The sequence below is a fragment of the Microbacterium kyungheense genome (genome assembly GCF_006783905.1).
In the GTDB taxonomy this organism is placed as follows: Bacteria; Actinomycetota; Actinomycetes; order Actinomycetales; family Microbacteriaceae; genus Microbacterium; species Microbacterium kyungheense.
The window spans coordinates 22511-40141 of sequence record NZ_VFPE01000001.1; the positions used below are offsets into that span (position 1 = coordinate 22511).

Annotated in this window: 18 protein-coding genes and 1 tRNA gene; 14 read left to right on the forward strand and 5 right to left on the reverse strand. The window is 65.7% G+C overall.

Going from position 1 to position 17631, the window contains the following annotated elements; genetic code table 11:
• Positions 1–124: 124 nt before the first annotated feature.
• Complete coding sequence (locus FB391_RS00130) at positions 125–1495, reverse strand: MFS transporter (protein ID WP_141893584.1); 1371 nt, start codon at positions 1493–1495, stop codon at positions 125–127.
• 164 nt (positions 1496–1659) lie between these two features.
• Between FB391_RS00130 and FB391_RS00135 the strand changes: the two genes are divergently transcribed.
• The 7 genes from FB391_RS00135 to FB391_RS00165 all read left to right on the forward strand — a co-directional run bounded on the left by FB391_RS00135 (position 1660) and on the right by FB391_RS00165 (position 7632).
• Complete coding sequence (locus tag FB391_RS00135; RefSeq protein WP_141892290.1) at positions 1660–2517, forward strand: LLM class F420-dependent oxidoreductase; 858 nt, start codon at positions 1660–1662, stop codon at positions 2515–2517.
• A 68-nt stretch (positions 2518–2585) separates the two neighbouring features.
• Positions 2586–2676, forward strand: a tRNA-Ser gene (locus FB391_RS00140).
• Positions 2677–3208: 532 nt separating this feature from the next.
• Positions 3209–6022: an RHS repeat-associated core domain-containing protein gene (locus tag FB391_RS00145; RefSeq protein WP_141892291.1), complete on the forward strand. Its 2814-nt coding sequence runs from the start codon at positions 3209–3211 to the stop codon at positions 6020–6022.
• On the forward strand, positions 6019–6357 hold the full coding sequence (locus tag FB391_RS00150; protein WP_141892292.1) for a DUF2019 domain-containing protein: 339 nt from the start codon (positions 6019–6021) through the stop codon (positions 6355–6357). Before FB391_RS00145 ends, FB391_RS00150 begins: the two co-directional genes overlap by 4 nt.
• A gap of 184 nt (positions 6358–6541) precedes the next feature.
• Positions 6542–7138 carry a HEAT repeat domain-containing protein gene (locus tag FB391_RS00155; protein WP_141892293.1) on the forward strand — a complete coding sequence of 199 codons (597 nt, stop codon included), beginning with the start codon at positions 6542–6544 and terminating at the stop codon, positions 7136–7138.
• Positions 7139–7153: 15 nt separating this feature from the next.
• A complete protein-coding gene (locus FB391_RS20170; RefSeq protein WP_141893585.1) occupies positions 7154–7354 on the forward strand; it encodes an HYD1 signature containing ADP-ribosyltransferase family protein in 201 nt (66 codons plus the stop codon).
• Positions 7354–7632 (forward strand): DUF6881 domain-containing protein, encoded by a 279-nt coding sequence (locus FB391_RS00165; RefSeq protein ID WP_141892294.1) that lies wholly within the window; start codon positions 7354–7356, stop codon positions 7630–7632. The genes FB391_RS20170 and FB391_RS00165 overlap by 1 nt, the downstream gene beginning before the upstream one ends.
• Before the next feature lie 1115 nt (positions 7633–8747).
• Here FB391_RS00165 and FB391_RS00170 read toward each other — a convergent pair.
• Positions 8748–9359 carry a dihydrofolate reductase family protein gene (locus FB391_RS00170; protein WP_141892295.1) on the reverse strand — a complete coding sequence of 204 codons (612 nt, stop codon included), beginning with the start codon at positions 9357–9359 and terminating at the stop codon, positions 8748–8750.
• On the opposite strand from FB391_RS00170, the gene FB391_RS00175 reads away from it, so the two are divergent.
• A complete protein-coding gene (locus tag FB391_RS00175; RefSeq protein ID WP_141892296.1) occupies positions 9340–9615 on the forward strand; it encodes a hypothetical protein in 276 nt (91 codons plus the stop codon). The two genes, FB391_RS00170 and FB391_RS00175, sit on opposite strands and share 20 nt — an antisense overlap.
• Positions 9616–9720: 105 nt before the next feature.
• On the opposite strand, the gene FB391_RS00180 is transcribed toward FB391_RS00175, so the two are convergent.
• Positions 9721–10176, reverse strand: a complete 456-nt coding sequence (locus tag FB391_RS00180) for a MarR family winged helix-turn-helix transcriptional regulator (protein WP_141892297.1) — start codon at positions 10174–10176, stop codon at positions 9721–9723.
• A gap of 84 nt (positions 10177–10260) precedes the next feature.
• Here FB391_RS00180 and FB391_RS00185 point away from each other — a divergent pair, with 84 nt between their 5' ends.
• Positions 10261–10677, forward strand: a complete 417-nt coding sequence (locus FB391_RS00185) for an organic hydroperoxide resistance protein (protein WP_141892298.1) — start codon at positions 10261–10263, stop codon at positions 10675–10677.
• Positions 10678–11462: 785 nt separating this feature from the next.
• Here the strand turns inward: FB391_RS00185 and FB391_RS00190 are convergent.
• Entirely contained in the window at positions 11463–12944 is a 1482-nt protein-coding gene (locus tag FB391_RS00190; RefSeq protein ID WP_141892299.1) for an arylsulfatase, read from the reverse strand.
• A gap of 280 nt (positions 12945–13224) precedes the next feature.
• On the opposite strand from FB391_RS00190, the gene FB391_RS00195 reads away from it, so the two are divergent.
• Together FB391_RS00195 and FB391_RS00200 are read left to right on the forward strand one after the other, a co-directional pair.
• Positions 13225–13749 carry a hypothetical protein gene (locus FB391_RS00195; protein ID WP_141892300.1) on the forward strand — a complete coding sequence of 175 codons (525 nt, stop codon included), beginning with the start codon at positions 13225–13227 and terminating at the stop codon, positions 13747–13749.
• A 38-nt stretch (positions 13750–13787) separates the two neighbouring features.
• Entirely contained in the window at positions 13788–14789 is a 1002-nt protein-coding gene (locus FB391_RS00200) for a diacylglycerol/lipid kinase family protein (protein ID WP_141892301.1), read from the forward strand.
• A 10-nt stretch (positions 14790–14799) separates the two neighbouring features.
• On the opposite strand, the gene FB391_RS19545 is transcribed toward FB391_RS00200, so the two are convergent.
• Positions 14800–14964 (reverse strand): hypothetical protein, encoded by a 165-nt coding sequence (locus FB391_RS19545; RefSeq protein WP_185842863.1) that lies wholly within the window; start codon positions 14962–14964, stop codon positions 14800–14802.
• 132 nt (positions 14965–15096) lie between these two features.
• On the opposite strand from FB391_RS19545, the gene FB391_RS00205 reads away from it, so the two are divergent.
• From FB391_RS00205 to FB391_RS00215, 3 genes are all read left to right on the forward strand, one after another.
• Positions 15097–15798 carry a GAF and ANTAR domain-containing protein gene (locus tag FB391_RS00205; protein WP_141892302.1) on the forward strand — a complete coding sequence of 234 codons (702 nt, stop codon included), beginning with the start codon at positions 15097–15099 and terminating at the stop codon, positions 15796–15798.
• Positions 15799–15820: 22 nt separating this feature from the next.
• Positions 15821–16534, forward strand: a complete 714-nt coding sequence (locus tag FB391_RS00210; RefSeq protein WP_141892303.1) for a GAF and ANTAR domain-containing protein — start codon at positions 15821–15823, stop codon at positions 16532–16534.
• Positions 16535–16655: 121 nt separating this feature from the next.
• Positions 16656–17627: an IS481 family transposase gene (locus tag FB391_RS00215; RefSeq protein ID WP_141892304.1), complete on the forward strand. Its 972-nt coding sequence runs from the start codon at positions 16656–16658 to the stop codon at positions 17625–17627.
• Positions 17628–17631 lie beyond the last annotated feature (4 nt).

A 17631-nucleotide genomic window follows, 5' to 3' on the forward strand; every position in this document is an offset into this window, starting at 1 on the left:
TTGCAGGGCAGGCGGCGGCGAGGCCAGCGCGGGCGGCCGTGACTATCGGGCGGAGCGCGGATGCCGCATCCCGGCGCGCTGCGGCGACAGGCGTGCCGAGCGGCGGGGTGGCGGCATCCACACGTCAGGTCGGGGGCTGATCGACGGCGTCGCGCGGGGGATTGCGGATGCCGAGGAACGAGGTGATGCCGCCTGCGATCATGAGCGCGGCCGTCACGATGGCGGCCCGGTGGAATCCGTCGAGGTCGAGCGAGCCGCCGACGATGGCCGCCAGCATTGCTACGGTGACGAGGCCGGCGACGCGGGCGACGGCGTTGTTGACGGCGGACGCGATGCCCGAGCGCTCCGGCTCGATCGCCCCGAGGATCGCAGAGGTGAGCGGTGCGACGGTGAGCGCGAGGCCGACGCCCATCACGATCATGCTGGGCAGCACCTGCCACCAGTACGAGAACTCGGCGGTCGTCGTGAGCAGCAGCAGCGCGCCGATCCCCATCGTGATGGGGCCGACCGTCATGAAGAACCGCGGACCCCACCTGCCGCTCCACGCCCCGGCGCGCGAGCTGAGGAAGATCATGATGATGGTCATCGGCACGCTGGCCAGGCCCGCGAGGGTCGCCGGCAGCCCCGCTCCCTCTTGGAGGTACACGACGACGACCAGCCCGTTCAGCGCGAGCGCGCCGTAGATGAAGGCCGTCGCGACGTTGCCGGTCCAGAAGTTGCGCACGCGGAACAGGTCGAGGGGAAGGATCGGGCTGCGCACGTAGCGCTGCCGCAGGACGAACGCGACGAACAGCACGGCGCCGACGACGAGCGGGATCCAGATGTTCGGCGCGGCCCAGCCCGAGTTCGGCTGCTCGATCAGCGCGTAGACCATGCCGCCGAGCCCGAGCGTGCACAGCGTCGCGCCCAACCAGTCGATGGACGCGCCGGGATGCCGCACGTCGTGGAACCCGCCACGCGCGAGGAGGATCAGCGTCACCCCGATGGGCAGCACGTTGATGAGGAACGCCAGCCGCCACGACACCAGGTCCACGAGCAGGCCGCCGATCAGCGGGCCGACGATCATCGCCGACGTCGTCATCGCCGTCCAGATGCCGATGGCGCGGCTCTGCGCAGCGCCGGTGAAGTTGGACGTGATGAGGGCGAGCGAGCTCGGCACGAGGAATGCGCCGGCCGCACCCTGCACGGCGCGCGCGACGATGAGGAACTCGGAGGTCTGCGACGCCGCGATCGCGATCGACGCGATGCCGAACCCGATGAGTCCGATGCGCAGGACCAGCACGCGCCCGTAGGCGTCGCTCACCGAACCGGCGACGAGGATCAGGGCCCCGAGGGTGATGAGGTACGCGTCGACGACCCACTGCTGCGTCGTGAGGCCGCCGCCGAGGTCTTCGCTGATGGCCGGAAGCGCGACGTTGACGATGGTGCCGTCGAGGAACGCCACGAACGACCCCAGCACCGCGATCCACAGCACGTAGCGCTGCGTCGTCGCCATGCGGCCCGTCGTCGCGGCGGTGGGTGCGTCCTCAGTCACCTGCCCCACGCTAGACCCGCCCGGCGACACAAGGACAGGGAGGGATGCCGGCGCTCGACCGATCGGTGCCCGAGGGCTAGCCTGACCCCGGGAGCGGGCCCAGCCGCTCCGGGAGGACGGTGCAGATGGACTACGGGCTTCACATCGCGGACTTCACGTGGCGCAGCGGCGCCCACGACCTCGGCCCCGCGCTCGCCGCGCACGTGCGCAACGCCGAGGCCGCGGGCATCGGTCGCATCACGGTCATGGACCACTTCTGGCAGCTGCCCGGCCTCGGTCCGGTCGAGCACGAGATGCTCGAGGCGTACGCGACGCTCGGCTTCATCGCGGCGCACACCGAGCACGTGCTGCTGCACACGCTGGTGTCGGGCGTGATCTACCGCCACCCATCGCTGCTGGCCAAGCAGGTGACGACGCTCGACGTGCTGTCGGGCGGGCGCATGGGTCTCGGCATCGGCGCCGCGTGGAACGAGGAGGAGTGCCGCGGTCTCGGCTTCCCCTTCCCGCCGGTCGCGCAGCGGTTCCGCGAGCTGGAGGAGACCCTTCAGATCTGCCTGCAGATGTGGTCTGACTCCGAAGAGCCGTACGAGGGAGCGATCTGGCAGCTCGAGCGCACGCTCAACTCGCCGCAGGCCATCAGCCGCCCGCACCCGTACCTGCTCATCGGCGGCGGCGGCGAGAAGAAGACGCTGCGCCTGGTCGCCCAGTACGCCGACGCCTGCAACCTCGGCGTCCGCGATGAACTGCCCACCCACAAGCTCGACGTGCTCCGCGCGCACTGCGACGACGTCGGCCGCGACTACGACACGATCGAGAAGACCGCGATGGTGCCCATGACACCCGAGACGACGGCGTCGTCGCTGGCCGCGCTGTCGGCGTCGCTGGCCGACATCGGCTTCACCGCGAATTACGTCTTCGCCGTCGGCATCGACGAGCCGTCACGCGTGGTCGACGTGATCCACGAGGCGCTCGAGCTCGGGTGATTCCGCAGTGGATGCCGGCCCCCGGCGCCGATTCGCGGCATCCGCTTTCGTGACGTAAGCTTGTCGGCGGTGACGTGTCCGAGCGGCCGAAGGTGCAACTCTCGAAAAGTTGTGTAGGGTAACCCCCTACCGTGGGTTCAAATCCCACCGTCACCGCCAGAAATCCCTGATCAAAGGCTGTTTTTTATCGTCTGGGATCGTGGGTGTGAACAATCGGGTGAGTCCGGGCCGATCTGATGGCCCGGACTCACCCGTGTTTTCGCGGTTCTCGGGGTCTGCGCGGTGTGAACAACATGGGAACAGGTTTGTTCACACTTTCTTCACGTTCTGGCGGACATCGCCGCGGCCGGCCCTCACTCAGTCCCTTGAGTCCCGCGGTGTTACACGGCATGAGCCGGCGGTGGGGCTTGGATCTACGGTGGGGATTTCACCCACCTTCAGGAGGGCGAATCGCGCCGGGCGCTGGCAAGCTCGAACACTCGGCGTGAGAGTTCGCTGCGTCCGTGGCTTGCCATCATTGTGATGAGGACGCCGTGTAGAGCGATTCGGCTCGGCGACTGCGCCGATCAGACGATGCCGTCACCGGCGCACGCGATGCTGGTGACAGTGGTCGGTGTGTTCGTCCAGGTGCCGTATCCGGCGTAACCAGGCCTACTTCGCGCCCGCCGTCACGCCCGGCACGACCTTGTTCGTGCCGGCCGCGCTCAGCCAGATCGAAACCCGATCCGAGTCGCTGTTCGACGGCGCCGGTCGCGAGACCGCGAAGCTGCTGCGCTCCTTCGGCGCCGAGATCCGTCGCACGTCGACGGTGTACCAGGGTGACGACCGGGTGGATGTGACACCTCCCTCCGGCGGCATCCCGACCTCCACCTTCACCGACGCGTGGGGGCAGGTGACGAGGAAGACCGAGTGGATGGGCGCCATCGACGGGGCCGGCGTTGAGCAGGTCTCGCTGCAGTACCAGTACAACGGACGTGGGCAGATGACCGGCATGACCGATGACGACGGCAACGCCTGGACATGGACGTTCGACCAGCGCGGCCGGCAGACCGCCACGGCCGATCCCGACGCCGGCGCGAAGACGTACACATACGACGACCTCGGCTGGCTGCAGACCACCACCGACGCCCGGGGCATCACGCTCGGGTACACCTACGATGCCCTCGGGCGCCGTACCACCGAACGCTCCGGCGGCACCACCGGTACCGTGCTGGCATCCTGGGCATACGACTCACTGACGAAGGGGCAGCTCACCTCATCGTCCCGGTTCTCGGGCGGGCTCGAGTACAAGACCAGGATCACGGGCTACGACAACGCCTACCGTCCCACCGGGTCGACCGTGTCGATCCCGACCGGAGCGCCCGCGTTCGCCGGCACCACGTACACCACGAGCACCTACTACAACGCGGACGGCAGCGTCGCCGCCACCGTCGTGCCCGCGGCCGCCGGACTGCCGGGCGAGGAACTGTATCCGTCCTATGACGGGTTCGGGCGTCAGACCGGCCTGTCCGGCGCAGCCGGGTATGCGTCAGGGATCGTGTACACGGCGGCCAGCGAACTGGGCCAGATCGTCCGCCCTGGGACGACCTGGTCGGCGTTGACGTTCGGGTACGACGCCGGCACCCGACAGCTCGCCAGCCTGGACGAGACCACCCGACGCGGCGGAACGACGTTCACGCAGGAGGCACTGCGGAAGTACACGCGCAACGCGGCCGGGATCATCACGAAGGTCGCGACCACCTCGGACGGGCAGCCGTCGGACACGCAGTGCTTCCGGTACGACGGGTTGCAGGCCTTGACCGATGCATGGACCCCGTCCAGCGGCGACTGCAGCACAGGGCCGACCGCGACCCTCGGTGGTGCGGCGTCTTACCGGGGGGCGTTCACGGTGGACCCGGACACCGGCAACCGGACATCGGCGACGACGTGGTCGGGGCAGGTGGCTACCGTGTCGTCGTACGGGTACCCGGCGGCCGGGGGGCCGCGTCCGCATGGGGTGTCGTCGGTGACCCGCACCACCGGGACCGGGAGCCCGACCGTCGCGTCGTACGGGTATGACGCGGCTGGGGGGATGACGGCGCGGGACGGGCAGACCCTCACCTACGACGAGGCGGGCCGGCTGGCCACCGTGGTGGCGGGCTCGGTGACGGAGAAGTCGTTGTATACCGCGGACGGGACGCTGCTGCTGCGGTGGGGTGGCGCTGATGGCGCATCGTTGTTCCTGGGGGACACCGTGCTGCGCGACAAGGGCGGGGTGAAGACCGGGATCCGCACCTACACGGCTGCCGGCATCCAGGTCGCTGAACGGGTCTCGGGCACCGGGGGCGGGTTGTTCTGGTTGTCACCGGACCCGGTGGGCACGGTCGGGTTGGAGATCAACGTCGCCACCGGCGCGGTGACCCGCCGGTTCATGGACCCGTTCGGCAACACCCGCGGCACCGCCACGGCGTGGTCATCGTTGTTCGGGTACCTGAACGCGCCCGCCTCATCGACCGGGCTCACCCAGTTGGGGGCGCGGGCGTACGACGCCGGGCTGGGGAAGTTCGTGTCGGTGGACCCGCTGCTGGACACCGGTGAGCCGCGGCATGCGAACGCGTACACGTACGCCTACCACTCACCCCTGTCGTACTCCGACCCCACCGGACTGCTCAGCAACCGGATGATGATCGATGACGGCAAGTATGCGCCGAAAGCGACCACGAAGACCGGCACGGTGAAACCCCCCGCGGCAGGCAGCGGTGGTGGTGGTTCCGCCCCGAAGGCGCAGCCGAAGCAGCAACCACAGTGGTGGAACCCTACGACGTGGGGCGCCGACACGTGGAAAGCGATCGGCACCATCGCTGTTGGCGTGGCTGCTGTCGCAGCGACGGTCGCCATCGGTGCCTGTGTGGTTGCAACTGCGGGGATCTGCGCCGCGGTAGGCCTCGCGATCGGTGCGGTCGCTATGGCAACAGTCGGTGCCACCGCAGCCGCCGTGACGTACCAACTTTCCGATGGGCCCAAGACCGCTGAGGGCGCATTCCTCGCTCAACTCAACGGAGCAGCTGGGGGTGCGGCAGGCGGGATAGCGGGAGCAGCCCTCGCACCAGCAGCCAGCGCAGTCAGCAAGGGGATCGCTGCTCTTTCGCCGAAAGCTGGAGCAGCGTCGTCCGCAGCTGCAGGTGCCATCGAGGCAGTCCAGCCAAATGTGGCGCAGGGTTACGGATCGTTCGGAGCAGCAAAGCGTGCCCTCGGCTCGCCCGGCCCAGGGAACGTGTACGACCACGTGGTGGAACAGTCTCAGATCGCACGCAGCGGATTCGCACCGCAGATGATCCACAACCCGGTCAATATGAAACCGGTTCCGGCTCAGGTCAACCAGATCAAGGCAAACTACTACTCGCGGAAGTTCGACTGGACGAACGGAGGAACTGTGCGCGACTGGTTAACGGGACAGCCTTATGGCGTCCAGCACGAGTTCGGGTTGCGTGTGCTCGAAGACATCCTGGTAGGAGCAATTCGATGATCGAGGCGAGGGAGTTGGCCGAACGATACGCGGACTTGGTTGCAACCTGGGGCGCCGAGTCGAACTCGACGAAGGCGAATCGCTTGTTCGATAGGATCCATGCACTCGCGGTTGAGCTACGACGCAGCGGCAACGGAAGACGCGAACTTGAGAAGCTGTTGACCAGCGAAAATCGAGCGATCCGGTATAAGTCAGCGAGTGATTGCCTGGCCTGGGACTGCAAAGACGCGATCGTCGCCCTCGAAGGACTCGTCGAGCCGCGCGGCCCGTACTCGCTCGATGCGGAGATGACGCTGAGGGAGTATCGCGCAGGACAGATGAAATTCGATTGGTAGCCGGTAGAAGGGGCCGGCTCCCCGGATCTCGCGGCTCTTCGACAGCTCAGGCCGCGCTGTTCCGGGGTCGGGTGCGCGAGGGGACAGTCCCAGTCAACATGTATGTGCGAGAGTCAACCGTTCTCTCCGAGCCCCTTCAGGCCGCGGTCGACCAAGGCGTGAGCAATCTGATTAGGAGATTGCCGTGACCCACGCCAGCCCTTCGCCGGCGCCGGGCGAGGGACCGATACTCGCTCAGTTGCGCGATGTCGGCTACGAAGTCGACTCCTTGGCAGACTTGCGGCATTCAGGTGTTCGATATCGCAAGGTAGTGCCAATCCTCGTCGGTGCTCTGTCGGGGGCCACGGACAAGAAGACACAGATGGAGGTGGTACGTGCTCTGACGGTGCCCTGGGCATCTCCGGAAGCGACTCCCCCTCTAATCAGGATGTTCAAGGAAGTTGACGACGAGACGGGCCTGGGCCTGCGGTGGGCAATCGGTAATGCGCTTGACGTGACCTGGAACGATGACGAGTTCGATGATCTCGTTCGAATAGCCCGCAACCCAGCATACGGACGCAGCCGCGAGATGGTGGTCTTGGGACTTGGAAGATCACGGCGCGTAGAAGCGGCCGAGATCCTGATTGAGCTACTCGACGACCCAGAGGTGAGCGGGCATGCAGTCAGAGCACTTCGCAAGATCAGAACGGCCGCCGCCCGACCGGGTCTTGAGAGAATGCTGAACGATTCGCGTGGATGGGTGCGCAATGAAGCAAAGCGCGCCCTAGCGGACTTGAAATAGCGGTCGAGAGCATGCATCTCTCCAGGAACGAGGTCATGCGCGCAATTGTCACGCTGTTTCAATAGCCAGCCGTTCCAGGGGCGGCGGTTCACAATTTACGTGGAGATCAACGTGGATGGTCTCAATGTTGTCCAAGGGCGAACCAACGTCTTCGTGATTCCTGGTGAAGCGCCGCTTGACCTTACGGGCCGAATCGTGGGGTTCGGTGCGAACTGATGATCAGCTATTTGAAGGTTGTGTGGCATCACGAGTTCGACGATGAGCCTGTGTTCCTATTCAGTGAAATCGAGGACGGATGGGAGATTCGGAAGGTCGAGAAGTTCCGTGACGGGCGGTCCCAGTATGCGGGTCCCGAGGGGAGCACAGGCGACACAATGTTGTCGGAGACCCCGATGCCGAGCCCTGCGGAAATCGCTGAGGACCCTCAGTTCACGCTGGAGACCATCGATACGGAGGACTTCGACCTTGAGTGGCGTGGGGCTGGTGGCGGTTGAGGAATTGCCCCACGATGTGGTGGGTCAATGCGACGATGGGTGGGTACGACAAGATCACGCAGACAGTGACATGGACGGAAAGGATCCCAGTTCCATGAGCACGCGTCATGTTCGCCGGACCGCTCTCACACTGTCAATCATCACTGTCACGGTCGTCGCGATTTTGCTCGTGGTCGTGGCGTCCGCGCAGTTGGTCGATGAGGGCGCCTCTGCCATGCAGGTATCGGGGACCTGGGCCAGCTCAAGTTCCGAAGCTCCTGGGACAATCGCAATTGAAACGGACGGCACGGCCGCTGCCTCGGGGCTAACCGTGCTCGATCAACGCGCGGATCCAGCACGAGTCCTTGGAACTGGTATCGAGGGGACGGGTAGCTGGACTCTCGATCGTGGACAGCTGAAGGTGGTGATCGCGGACGAGGCAGGCACCGAGTATGAGTTGCACATGTTCGTGATGCGCACGCCTCTGCGAGGGCAGTTTCTTCGAGTGGTAGTGGGGGACCCGGATGGCCCACGTGCGACGCAGGACTTCTGGAGAGCGGACTAGCGCTCACAAGATCAGCATGGAAATGGCGGTGAATCGACAGCGGGAACAACAAGAAGTCATCCATCGAGCCCCCTGTGGCGCGCGGTCGAACTCTACGTTTGCAAGCTCGACCGTTCACGGATCTGCGGTCGGAAGCGATTGTCTCTGGCCCCGACGGCTAACGTGACATTCAGAGGCTTGGCTGTCAGCAACCAGCGACTCTTGCCGTGGACGGGACCGCGCTGAGACTGAGGCGGGTCGTTGTCCCTGGGTGACCGTGTTGCGCGACAAGGGCGGGGTGAAGACGGGGATCCGCACCTACACCGCCGCGGGCATCCAGGCCGCGGAACGGGTGTCGGGCACCGGCGGTGGACTGTTCTTGGGGTTCCGATGGATTCACAGACCGCCATGTCTACAGCCTCTCAGGCATATTCGACACCGGACGATCCGCGATCCGCGATCCGCAGCGAGAGTTGTGTGCCGTCCGACTTCACAGCCCGCATCTCCGGAGTTCTTCGCGTAGCCGCGCCTCGACGATCCTGCAGTCCCGGACGCGGATGAGGTTCACACCTCACACCTCGAACGGACGGCATCAGAAGGCCGCGTAGTTGGGGCGGCCAGCGGGCCGATAGGTCTGAATCATCACTCCCTTTGAATCGGAACGCGAGTCGACCAGGTTCATCGCGATATCTCGACCAGAGTCTGCGAAAAGGCGGGCGCCCTGCCCGAGAACCACGGGAATGATGATGAGCTCCATTTCGTCGACGAGGTCTTTCTCGAGGAGCCACTGGATGAGACGACTGCTTCCGTGTACTTGGAGCTCGCCGTCGCCCCTGGCTTTCAGTTCCGTGACGGCGGCGAAGAGATCGTCACCGAGGACCGCTGTGTTCGCCCATTCCGGTTCCGTCAGCGTCCCGGATGCCACGTACTTCGGCTTCGAATTCAAGGCCACCCCGATCGGATGCCGTTTCAGGTCCTCGAGGGTGCCCCAGAATTCGTGGAGGATGTCGTATGTTCGGCGGCCGAAGAGGAACGCGTCGGCGCGCTGGAACGTCGCGGCAATGTGGTCGCGGGTCGTGTCGTCACCCGCTCCCCTCGCCCATCCGCCGCGTTCGAATCCCCCCTCGAGGTCTTCAACAGTTGGGCCGCCGTTACCCTGAGTGACTCCGTCAAGAGTGAGCTGCGTGATCGTCGTAAGTTTCATTGGTTTGGTTCTCCATGACTTCGGCACCCACGTTGGGGCCATTCATGAAGTCAACGAACGACTTCGCGCGAATCCGACACCACTCGAAAAACCTGCTCAGACAAGAAGCCTCACCGAGGCGCTCCGGATCCCGGCATTGCCGACCTCACCAGCGCGCTGGACGTGGAATGGCACCCGGGCCCGGCTGTTGTCGAACGAGAACGAGCTGCATTCGCTGCCCGATACGCACTGCGCGGCACCCGCCCGCGCTTCGTGACGTCGGGCCTCTACCTCGCGTCCACGTGGTGGAACGTTCGTCCGGCATCCGAACGGACTGGAAACGGCTCGGCCGCCCCGCTCTCCTCGAGCGACGACAACCTCATCATCCTCGCGCTCCGCGCCCAAACTCCGCGGCGCGTTCATCAAGGGCAGCGACGAGCTTGCGCATCTCTTCATGCAGATGCTCGGCATCGCGATCGCCGTAGTGGAACGTGCTGAAGACCTTTGCCACGAGATCCTTCCCCCGTTCCTCAAGCTTGCGACCTCGTGTGGTCAACCGCACCAGCACGGATCGCTCATCGGTGGTACTGCGCTCGCGCGTCACGAAACCGGCCGCCTCGAGGCGCTTGAGCAGCGGTGACAGCGTGCCGGAGTCGAAGCGCAGCGCGGCGCCGAGTTCTTTGACCGTCTGTGGATCGCGGTCCCACAACACGAGCATGGTCATGTACTGCGGGTAGGTGAGCCCCAACTCGCGCAGCGCGGGCCGGTAGGCGTTGTCGAGCTCTCGCGCAGCCACATGGACCGCAAAGCAGGCTAGATCATCGGGCAAGACTCCCATGGGAGCATCCTACGCTAATTTGACAGCACACATTTTAGTTGTGTACAACTAAGTTGCTGCCGTTATAGCTTGAGGAGCTTTCCCATGAACGCGATTTACACCGCCGTGGCCACGTCTTCGGGACGGGACGGCCGTGCCGTCACATCGGACGGCCGTCTCGACGTCATCCTCGCCATGCCGAACGAGATGGGCGGTACTGGTGAGGGGACGAATCCAGAACAGCTGTTCGCTGCGGGGTACGCAGCCTGCTTCTCGACGTCGCTCGGGATAGTGGCGAAGCGCATGGCGATCGACGCCGGCGACGTCGCAGTCACAGCGGAAGTGAGTCTGGTTCCGAGGGCAAGTGGCTCGGGCTTCGCGCTGGCAACTGTCCTTCGGGTCGAGTTGCCCGAGCACATCGCAGATGAGACTGCTCGAGCGTTGGTCGACGCAACGCATCAGGTCTGCCCCTATTCGAACGCGACCCAGGGCAACATGCCCGTCGAGATCGTGATCGAATAGCACCCAAAGGGACCGCAAGCCGGTCGGCCACGGCGTCGCGGCTGATGGAGCGAAGCTGCTCGTTGGTCGCTGACTGCGAGAGTCCCGGTAGACCCGCCCGGTGAGGTGTCCGAATGAACGGACGTCAAATGCGAATTCAAGCGACTCGATTGGCAAGCACTGCGACCGCCCGTGAGTAAACGCGTGAGTAAAACTCAAACGCATCTCGACCCATCGAGCACATCGATGAAATCTCGAAACCTGCGGAAAACCAACCCAGACCCGGTCGCGCACACCAACGAAATGTCACCTCGTATGGGTTCAAATCCCACCGTCACCGCCAGTTGAGAAGCCCCGCGATCCTTTGTAAACACTGGGATCGCGGGGCTTCTGCTTTGCCTGAGGCGAGCCTCGTGCCCACAGTTTGCCCACATTTGGGAACGAACGAGGGTGACCGAGACGGAGATTTCCACGGGCTGTTCGTCGTTTCACGCGCTCCGCGTCGGGAGGCGTATCGAACATCCTCGCCGGGACTCGCGCCTACTCGACCAGCGACGGTGGATGCAGAGTGGCGTCCCACGGTAGGGCTTCGCGTCGACATGGGGGACCGTATCGGGCATTTCAGGCGGGCGGGGCGTACGAGCATCGCGCGCTCTTCGCCCGCCCAGCCAAGCGCCGCCCAACTTCAACCCCCAGGCCATGGTCCAAGTGGTCCTCGTCGCTGCAGCCACATGGCAAGGCAGCTGACCAGTCCGGCCATGCACGCTGACCGATCCCGTTGCCGTGTTGGTCGAGAGCATGTCTGGTTATCCGGCGGAGGAGAGTCCGTGGAGCATCTTCGCGATCTGCTCTTGCACCTGTGCGTCGTCGATCTCGAACATGGCGTAGCTGATTCCGGCTGACTGGATGGGCCGGTTCGGGTACTGCTTGTAGGTGGGGAGCACGCCGAGCAGCCGTTCCGCCATCTGCGGCAGCTGCCAGGTCTTCTCGGCGAAGCTGTTCATGAAGATGTCGTACCGCTCCTGCGGGTCCTGCCACAGGTCGAACAGCTCCGGGACGATCGCCGTATATGACGCGGGGCCTCGCCAGCCGTCGCGGACGTTCCAGACCGCCTTCCACTTGCCGAGTCGGACGGCGCCGGGGACGAGCTCCGTCTCGGTCATATAGAACCAGTGGTCCCGGGTCGAGGGTCCCTCACCCTTCAGCAGCGCGGTCTGGTCATAGCTGTCGAAGATCGTCGGCTCACCATCGCGGTCCTCGGTCGGCAGTTCCACACCCGCGATGCTCGCGAACGTGGCCATCAGGTCCAGGGACCCGACGATGTCGGAGTTGCGACGCCCGGCCTCGATCGTTCCTGGCCACCAGGCGATCGCGGGGACGCGGCTGCCGCCTTCGTAGTCGGTGCCCTTGGTGCCGCGATACGGGGTGTACCCGCAGTCGGGGTACACATCCTGCCAGGCGCCGTTGTCGGTGGTCCAGATGATGAGGGTGTTCTCGGCGATGCCGAGCTCGCGCACCTTGTCGACGACCTGACCGACACGGTGGTCGAGCTCGACGAGGGAGTCGAGGTACTTCGACTTGGCCATGGAGGCGCCCTCGAACTCCGGGTGCGGCAGGTTCGGCTGGTGCAGCTTCGCGGTGTTCAGGTACAGGAAGAACGGGTTCTCGCCGCCTGCGTGGTTCTCGATGTAGTCGAGCGCGATGTCCGTGGACTTCTCGTCGATGAGCGGGATGTTCGACGAGTCGACCTTCTCCACCTCGTGCGGCTTCTCGCCGGCCTTGCCCTCGAGCGCGCCGATGACATTGCCCCACATCTTCATCGTGGCCGGGTCGTCGAACGGGAAGTCGGGGTTGTATGCCTTGTCGGTGTAGGTGTACGCGTTCAGGTGGTAAAGCGTGGTGTTGTACATCTCGTCGAAACCGTGCGCGGTCGGCATCGCATAGTCGGCTTCTCCGAGGTGCCACTTGCCGATCTGGCAGGTGTCGTACTGCGCCTTCTTCAACACGCTGGCCAGCGTCCACTCGGCAGCCGGCAGGCCGCCGCCCTGGCCCGGGAACGCGACCGTGGTCATACCGCTGCGGATCGGGAGACGCCCGGTCAACGCCGCGGCGCGCCCGGGCGTGCAGCTGGGCTGCCCGTAGAACGACAGGAACTGCAGGCCCTCCGCTGCGAGGCGGTCCAGATTCGGCGTCGGCGCACCACGGTTCTCACCGCCGCCGTAGCAACCCAGATCCCCCCAGCCCACATCGTCGGACATGAACAAGATGATGTTCGGCTTCTCGGCCATTTCTCGATCTCCTCGCCTAGGACGTTCGATTCGGACGCTATCAGAGGCCACGCTCCTACCGCCGACTGCTCGTCCCCACCTGGTCGGTTCCGATCAGATCTTGATGGGGAAAGACGATGACTCCCACAATGCCCACCCCTGACGCCTGGATGCGGGCACTGGATACCTGGCTGAACGCGATCGAATCTCACATCTCTGACACGACGTGTCGCGGGCTCCGCCGATAGTCGACTGTTCACGAACCTGAGAGCTACACATCTAGGAGGCGTACCGTTCGATTATGGAGACACAGACACGAACGAGCGGCATCGATGTCGCTGCGCTGGGCCTGGGATCAGTGCTGGTGGGTTCGTTGCCTGCTGCGCTGCTGACAGACCACGCCCCGGAGCGTTACACGGTGGAGGCGGTATTCACCCGTCGCCCTGAACGCGACGAGGTGACCGAGATCCTGGGCACCGAGACCCGGGATCGACTCGCGAGGGCGGGCTACCCGACCGTCGAGGTGACGGTCTCGGACCGTCGGCTGGAGATAGCGAACACGAACCTGGAGGAACTCCGGGACGGGCTTGCGGAGGTACTGGCGGATCGCCTGGCGGAGATCAGCGCGGCGGTTCGAGCTCGACAGGATGCCGCGGCAGTCAAGATCCACGATGCGGCGGAGACAGAGCAGGCCCGCGCCGCTGCCGTGGCGGCGCTCGCGGAGTCCGTCACATTTCAGGTATCCACGTCGGCGGGGGCGCGAGAGACCCCGACAGATCGCGAGCAGATCGACAGTTGGCGAACCGAGGGCGGGCACAGCCGCTGATCACGGCACGCGTGCCCGGCGCGCCCCCACGATCGCGGATGAGTGGGCCGGAGCAGACGGACGACGGGCGACCGCACGCGGCGGTCGTCTACAACCCGACGAAGGCGCCGCTCGAACGCATCCGCACGGCGGTTGCCGAGCACGAGCGTCAGCTGGCGTGGAAGCCGACACGGTGGTACGAAACCGCGAGCGACGATGCCGGCCGAGCTGCCGCGGCGCAGGCTGCCGCGGGCGACCCGGCAGTCGTGATCGTCGCCGGCGGAGACGGCACCGTCCGCACCGCAGCCGCGGAGTTGCGCGACACGGGCATCCCGATTGCGCTGGTCCCCTCCGGCACGGGGAACCTGCTCGCCCGCGACCTCGGCACACCCCTCAACGACATTCCCGCCAGCGTCTCGGCTGCCTTCACCGGGGCCGATCGCACGGTCGATGTCGGTGTCGCGGAGGTCGAGGACGAGGATGGCGTCCGGCAAGCGCACGTGTTCATGGTGATGGCGGGCATCGGACTCGACGCCCAGATGGCGCAGGAGACCAGCGCGGTCGCGAAGAAGCGCCTCGGGTGGTTCGCGTACGTCACGCCGATCGCACGATCGATCGTCGCGAATCGGCTCTTCCACCTGACGTACCGCATCGACGGCGGACGCAGCAGATCCACCCGCGCGCACACCGTCATCGTGGGCAACTGCGGAACCCTCACGGGCAACATGCTGCTGATCCCGGCCGCGGTCATCGACGACGGACTCCTGGATGTGGTCATCATGCGGCCGGCGGGTCCGTTCGGCTGGGCGCAGATCGGAACGAGGCTGACGCTCCAGAGCGCTGCTCGCCGCTCCCCGTTCACCCGGCGATGGCTCTCACGGTCGCCGGAGCTTCACGCGCTCGGCTACGTCCAGGGCAGGCAGTTCGAGGTGCGCTTCGAAACCCCTCACGCGGTGGAGCTGGACGGTGACCCTTTCGGGCACGTCGTCCGTGCGCGCATCAGCGTCGCACCGGGTGCGCTGCACGTCCGCGTCGTGGCCCCGCCGTCGACGGCGTCGTGATCCTGCTCGATCAGGGCTTGGGGCGCCGGGCGCGCCGGCGGAGGATCCCGAAGATGAGGGTGCCGACGAAGAGCACGATTCCGATGATTCCCAGCCACATCAGGCCGTCGAAGACGAAACCGACGATCGACAGCACGACCCAGGCAACCAGCAGGATGAGAAGGACTGTCCACATGTTCCTCACCGTACGCTCCTTGCCCGACCGAAGACAGAGCTCCGCCCGTCGCGCCGATGGCGCGTGTACGCTCATGAGCAGGGCACCGAGACCCCGCGCCTGGTCATTCTGATATGAACGGTGGCGCAAGCGATGTCCACGAGTCCCGACGACCAGCCGGGTGATGCCCTCGAGATCGCTGTGGCCACGCTCACCGCCGCAAGCGACGGCGATCTGTGCTCGCCGTTGTGCGCTGCTGTCTCGATGCCCGGCGCGGTGGTGTCGACACTCGGCTCGCCGATGGGCTCAGAGACGGTGTGTGCCAGCACGAAGCTCGGCGCACGGATCGACGAGATCCAGATCGACCTCGGCGAGGGGCCGTCCTGGGAAGCTCTGCGCACGAGGCTTCCTGTCACGGCGTCCGACCTGCAGGTCGATGGCGGGGCGTTGTGGCCCGGCACATGGGCCGCCCTGCGAGAGCTCGATGTGGGAGCGCTCTTCGCGTTCCCGCTGTATGTCAGCACGCTCGGCATCGGCTCGATCGCCCTCTACTCGATGACCGCCCGCGAGTTGTCCGATGCTGACATCGAACGGATGAGCCGTCTGGCGGCCATCGTCTCGAGCACTCTCCTGAGGAGGGCGCTGAACCGTCTCGATGCGCCGGACGACGGTGCGCAGGAGGAACCGTACTCCCGTCGTGAGGTTCACCAGGCGACCGGAATGGTCGCAGCACGGAACAGCATCGGCGTGGACGACGCCCTCCTGCTCCTCCGCGGCCACGCGTTCGCGGCGGGGCGTCCGGTGCGCGACGTCGCGGCGGACGTCATCGCACGCCGGCTCGACCTGAGACTGTGATCCCAAGGCTTAGGATGACGGCATGACGGCGCTCACCCGCGAGCATCAGCTGCTGGGAACCTTCGTCACTCTGGCGGACTGCCTCGTCGACGACTTCGACATCGTCGACGTACTCCAGCGGCTCGTCGACGACTGCATCTCGCTGTTCGACGCGTCGGCTGCCGGCATCCTGCTGCTCAGCCCGTCCAACCGGCTGGAAGTGATCGCCTCCACGAGCGAGCGGAGCGAACTCGTCGAGCTGATGCAGTTGCGCGTCGGCGCGGGGCCCTGCGTCGAGGCGGCGACGGGGGGAGAGGTCGTCTCGGTCGACGACATCGATCAGATCGCCCATCGTTGGCCCGCATTCGCCACCGATGCGCGCGCTTCCGGGTTCTCGTCGATCCATGCGATCCCGCTGCGGCTGCGCGACTCGACGCTGGGATCGCTGAATCTGTTCCGCGATGAGGCCGGCGCGCTGAACGCGGCCGATGCCGCGGCCGCGCAGGCATTGGCCGATATCGCCACCATCAGCATTCTGCAGCAGCGTTTGGTCGAGGAATCCGAGCTCGCACAGGCTCAGCTGCAGCGCGCGCTCGACAGCAGGGTCGTGATCGAGCAGGCCAAGGGATACCTCGCCCAAATGCGGGACATCGACATGGATGAGGCGTTCGCACGGATCCGGAGCCACGCCCGCTCCACACAGACGCGCATCGGCGTCGTCGCGCGCGACGTCATCGACGGGCGACTGTCACTCTGACTCCTCGATGGCCGGGCGAGCAGCTAGATGTACCCGGCTGGGACGTTGGTGACGTTCTTGTGGGGTGAGGAGACCTCCTGGCTTAGTGGAGCTGTCTAGTTCTTCGCTGCCAGGAGGTCTCGTGTCTCACGCTAATGCCCGGCTCAATGTCCGGGGCAGAGTTCTGCTCGTCGAGCGGGTGCTGATGCAGCATCGCCCAGTCGCTCACGTCGCCAAAGAGCTCGGAGTGTCGCGTCAATGCGCGCACCGCTGGGTCAACCGGTTCCGGGCTGAGGGTGTCGCCGGTCTCAGCGACCGCTCCTCGCGTCCGCATTCCATGCCGCGACGAACACCACTGGAGGTAGAACTGCGGGTGGTCGCGGTGCGCCGTCAGCTGCGGCAAGGCCCCGACCGCCTCGCCATGGTGACCGGTGTCCCCGCACGCACTGTCACCGCGATCTTGCGCCGACATCACGTGCCACGTCTGGTCGAGTGCGACCCGCTGACCGGGGCCGTCATCCGGGCGTCGAAGACCACCGCCGTCCGCTACGAACGCGCCCGAGCGGGCGAGCTGGTCCACATGGACGTGAAGAAGCTGGGCCGCATCCCCGACGGCGGCGGTTGGCGGGCGCACGGCAGATCAGCCGGCGACACCGCCGCGCACAAGAAAGCGCGGATCGGGTTCGACTACGTCCACTCGCTCGTCGACGATCACTCCCGACTGGCGTACTCCGAGATCCACCCGGACGAGAAGGGCGCCACCTGCGCCGCGTTCCTCGCACGGGCCGCCGCCTACTTCCGCGACCACGGCATCGCTCGCATCGAGCGGGTGATGACCGACAACCACTTCAGCTACCGGCTCTCCACCGACGTCCGCGATGTGCTCACCTCGCTGGGCGCCAAACATGTCCTCATCCGCCCGCACTGTCCGTGGCAGAACGGCAAGGTCGAACGACTCAACCGCACCCTGCAGACCGAATGGGCCTACCGGCAGGTCTTCACCTCGAACGACCAACGCGCGGCCGCCCTTGCGCCCTGGATCGAGCAGTACAACACTCAGCGATACCACTCAGCCATCGGCGGCACCCCACTCAGCAGGGTGTCACCAACCTGACTGC

Coding starts and splice junctions, on each gene's coding strand:
- FB391_RS00130 (WP_141893584.1), bottom strand. CDS start 1,495: ATGGCGACGACGCAGCGCTACGTGCTGTGGATCGCGGTGCTGGGGTCG.
- FB391_RS00135 (WP_141892290.1), top strand. CDS start 1,660: ATGGACTACGGGCTTCACATCGCGGACTTCACGTGGCGCAGCGGCGCC.
- FB391_RS00150 (WP_141892292.1), top strand. CDS start 6,019: ATGATCGAGGCGAGGGAGTTGGCCGAACGATACGCGGACTTGGTTGCA.
- FB391_RS00165 (WP_141892294.1), top strand. CDS start 7,354: ATGATCAGCTATTTGAAGGTTGTGTGGCATCACGAGTTCGACGATGAG.
- FB391_RS00170 (WP_141892295.1), bottom strand. CDS start 9,359: ATGAAACTTACGACGATCACGCAGCTCACTCTTGACGGAGTCACTCAG.
- FB391_RS00180 (WP_141892297.1), bottom strand. CDS start 10,176: ATGGGAGTCTTGCCCGATGATCTAGCCTGCTTTGCGGTCCATGTGGCT.
- FB391_RS00185 (WP_141892298.1), top strand. CDS start 10,261: ATGAACGCGATTTACACCGCCGTGGCCACGTCTTCGGGACGGGACGGC.
- FB391_RS00190 (WP_141892299.1), bottom strand. CDS start 12,944: ATGGCCGAGAAGCCGAACATCATCTTGTTCATGTCCGACGATGTGGGC.
- FB391_RS00195 (WP_141892300.1), top strand. CDS start 13,225: ATGGAGACACAGACACGAACGAGCGGCATCGATGTCGCTGCGCTGGGC.
- FB391_RS00200 (WP_141892301.1), top strand. CDS start 13,788: ATGAGTGGGCCGGAGCAGACGGACGACGGGCGACCGCACGCGGCGGTC.
- FB391_RS19545 (WP_185842863.1), bottom strand. CDS start 14,964: ATGTGGACAGTCCTTCTCATCCTGCTGGTTGCCTGGGTCGTGCTGTCG.
- FB391_RS00205 (WP_141892302.1), top strand. CDS start 15,097: ATGTCCACGAGTCCCGACGACCAGCCGGGTGATGCCCTCGAGATCGCT.
- FB391_RS00210 (WP_141892303.1), top strand. CDS start 15,821: ATGACGGCGCTCACCCGCGAGCATCAGCTGCTGGGAACCTTCGTCACT.